We start from the raw sequence: 3,866 nt of genomic DNA on the forward strand, positions 1-3,866 counted from the left end.
ACCTATCAAACAGGTCGAAAAGTGGCTCTTGATTTCAAATCAAACATGAAGATTGTTTTTGATGAATTCTTGCCGCAATGGAATTACACCGCTAAACCAGAATTACAGGTTATTTAATCCACGATCCTTAGGTTCAGGTGCAGACAACTTCACCATTAACAGCACCACTGCCAACGTCAGTAACTTAGTCATAATTAACGCTGGTGCTGGTAACGATAACCTGCAAGTAACAAACATCAACGGCTTGAATCAGCTAGTCGTAGTCGGGGGAATCGGAAATGACAGCCTCACAGTTCAGCAATCCACCAACACCCACACAATCCTAGTAGGAGATGAAGCCAGCATCCAACACACAGATAGTTGGCTGAGTCAAATTACCAGTAACAGTGGTAATGGTAACGACACCATTACACTAAACAGTGGCAAAAATACAGTCCTCGCAGGTGCAGGAACCGACACCATTACGACCAACAACGGCACAAACCGCAACATTCTTCTAGGAGACAACGGTACAGCCAAATTCAGCACCGGCAACCTCACCCAAATTACCAGCACAGATAACAGCATTGGTGGTCAAGATATCATCCAGTTGAACGGAGGAACAGAAAACCTAGTCATCGGTGGGGCTGGCAGCGACACAATTACAAACGCTACACCAGGTAACAGAGGCAACAATGACAGCGATGTCATCTTCGGCGACGAAGCCGACCTCATCGTCACCAACGACGGCTACGATATCACCTCCATTAACCCCAACAACGGTGGTAACGACACAGTACAAGCCCCAGACAATGCCCAAAAAGTAGTAGTAGGTGGCATCGGTGATGACACAATTACTATAGGTAAAGGCAATGACCTGATCGCAGGGGGCAATGCTCGCATCCGTCGCATTTTCAGCGGAGTTTGGAACTCCCTGATTACCTTCATCTCTGGTACAGGAACAGACAATGACACCATCAAAGGTGGTGATGGTAACGACACAATCTACGGTCAAGAAGGAAATGACAGCCTCTACGGAGAAGCCGGAGACGATGTATTAAGCGGTGATGAAGGATCTGACTTTATTGATGGTGGTGTAGGAACAGACCGCATGAACTACCAAAGATCTGCTAGTGGCGTAATCGTCAACATCGACAGCACCAAAGGCTATCAAGGCACAGGTGGTATAACCTTTAACTCACTCACCCAGTCCACACCACTGGTTACTAACCTAGAACCAGTTTTTAACATAGCCGCTAACACAGCCCAAGACAGCTTTGGCAACCTTGACCAACTAGCCAACTTTGAAAACATCACCGGTTCAAACTATAACGATATCCTCATTGGTAATGCCCTTAATAACAAAATAGAAGGTTTAGCAGGAGACGACATCCTCATCGGTAACGCCGGCAATGACAGCTTAGAAGGCAACGAAGACACTGATACCGTCAGCTACCGCCGCGACCCACTAGCAGTAATTGCTAACCTCACCACTGGCATTGCTACTGATGGCTTTGCCAATACCGACAGCCTCACCAACATTGAAAACTTAATTGGTAGTGCCTATAACGACCAATTGACAGGTAATACAGTCAAGAACCGGATTTACGGCGGTGCCGGCAACGACATCATCTCCGGTGGTGATGGTAACGATGAACTCTATGGTGAAGATGGCAACGACATCCTCAAAGGTGAAGCTGGTGATGACTTCCTTGTCAGTGGTACTGGTATAGGCGATAATTTTCTATCTTACTCACCTACTGACCAAATAGATGGAGGGGCAGGCATTGATACCGCCTCTTACTACACCTCAACCATGGGAGTAATTGCTGATTTGAGTACTGGTATCGGCTTGTTAGGAGATGCTAATGGAGATCGCTATACAGGGGTAGAAAACTTAGAAGGCTCACAGTACAATGACATTCTCACAGGAGATTCCCCCTCCTCTTACGCAAAGCTGGGATCACAGTACAATGAAATTCCCACAGGAGATGCAGGAGATAACCTCTTATCTGGACTAGGAGGAGATGATGCATTATACGGACTCGATGGTAACAACAAAATCTATGGTGGTGATGGGGCTGATTTCCTCAGTTCTACGGGTAGCAGTAGCATGGAAGGAGGTAGCGGTATCAACACCTTTATCACCGCTGGTATTGGTGACAATACGATTTACTGCGGTGATGGTAACGATAATATTACTACAGGAGCAGGTGATGACATTATCTACGCTGGGGAAGGGATTAACGTCATTAATGCCGGGGAAGGTAATAACACCATTTACGGTGGTAGTAGTAAAGATACAATCACCACAGGCTCAGGAAATGATGTAATCTACGCCTACGGAGGTGACAACATCATCAATGCTGGCGCTGGTAATAATAAAATTTATACTGGTTCTGGTAGTGACAGCATTACCACTACCACAGGCGATGACATCATTAAGGCTGGTGATGGTAACAATACGATTAATGCTGGTTCAGGTGCAAATGACATTACTACTGGCATTGGCAATGACACAATTACTACCACAACAGGCAATGATGTGATCATTGCTGGGGATGGTTACAACTACATTACTGCCGGGGATGGGCTAAATAAGATTACTGGCGGTACAGGACGAGATGATGTCTTTACCGGCTCTGGAGACGATGATATCAAAGCAGGTGACGGCGATAACAACATCTTCACTGGTGCTGGTAATGACACAATTTCTTCTGGCTCTGGAATTGACCAAATTAATGCTGGTGACGGTGATAACTACATAGATAGTGGTGCTGGTAGTGATATTATCACCAGTGGTAGTGGCAATGATATGATTCTGGCTGGTGAAGGTACTAATACTATCAATGCTGGGCATGGTAGTAATGTTATTACTGCTGGTAGCGGCAATGATAACATTACTACAGGGTCTGGTAACGATAATATCAATGCTGGAGAAGGTAACAATATTATTAGTGCTGGTAATGGACTAAACACAATTACTACTGGTTCTGGTAGTGATACCATCACATCTGGCAGTGACAAGGACATCATTCAGGCAGGTGATGGCAATAATACGATTAATGCTGGCAATGGTGATAATGAGATTACTACTGGGGCTGGTAATGATAGAATCACCACTGGTATTGGTAAGGATATAATCGTCGCTGGTAATGGTTACAACTACATCACGACTGGGGATGGTAATAAAAATATTACTGGTGGTGATGGACGTGATGATATCTTTACTGGTAGCGGTGATGATGTTATTAGTGCTGGCAATGGTGACAATAATATTAATGTCGGCAATGGTAATAATACTGTCACGACTGGTTCTGGTATTGACAGTATCACTGCTGGAAGTGGTAATGATATAATTAATGCTGGTGATGGTAATAATACTGTTAATGCTGGTCATGGCAATAATACTGTCACTACTGGCTCTGGTAATGACAGAATTACTACTGGTTCTGGTAATGATACGATTTACTATGGCGACGGTATTGATGTGATTACTGCTGGTCTTGGTACTAATGTTATCAAAAAGTCGAAGTCATAAGGGAACACCAAAAAATAAATTACCCAATTTTGTGGGATGGGCATCCTGCCCGTCCTTGATGATTAGCGGGCAAGACTTGTACTGAGCTTGTCGATAGCGTGGCGTTAGCCATAGTATGCCCGCACCACGAGAAATTTTCGGGTATTTTTTTAATTGGAAGTCCCTTAGTCCACTTAGATTAAAATACCTTTTTTCTGGTTTTACCTGCTGAATTTGACCCTCCCCGGTCTAAAGACGCGGGGATTCTTAATCGAATAATTGTCAAGACAACTGCTCGAATAATATCCGCTTTTCAGGTATTACCTTAGATGTACGGTTCTTGCCCTGATCCTGTTTGCCATTACTG

General features: G+C 44.4%; 1 protein-coding gene. It reads left to right on the top strand.

The features are described from left to right. Nucleotides 1-61 precede the first annotated feature (61 nt). Nucleotides 62-3,520, top strand: a complete 3,459-nt coding sequence (locus tag IQ228_RS22845; protein WP_193964546.1) for a calcium-binding protein — start codon at nucleotides 62-64, stop codon at nucleotides 3,518-3,520. The last annotated feature ends 346 nt before the right edge of the window (nucleotides 3,521-3,866 follow it).

This window comes from Dolichospermum sp. LEGE 00246 (assembly GCF_015207865.1).
Classification (GTDB): domain Bacteria; phylum Cyanobacteriota; class Cyanobacteriia; order Cyanobacteriales; family Nostocaceae; genus Dolichospermum; species Dolichospermum heterosporum.

Bases quoted from the DNA above. Each gene is read 5' to 3' on its own strand.
- IQ228_RS22845 (WP_193964546.1), top strand. From the start codon at position 62: ATGAATTCTTGCCGCAATGGAATTACACCGCTAAACCAGAATTACAGG.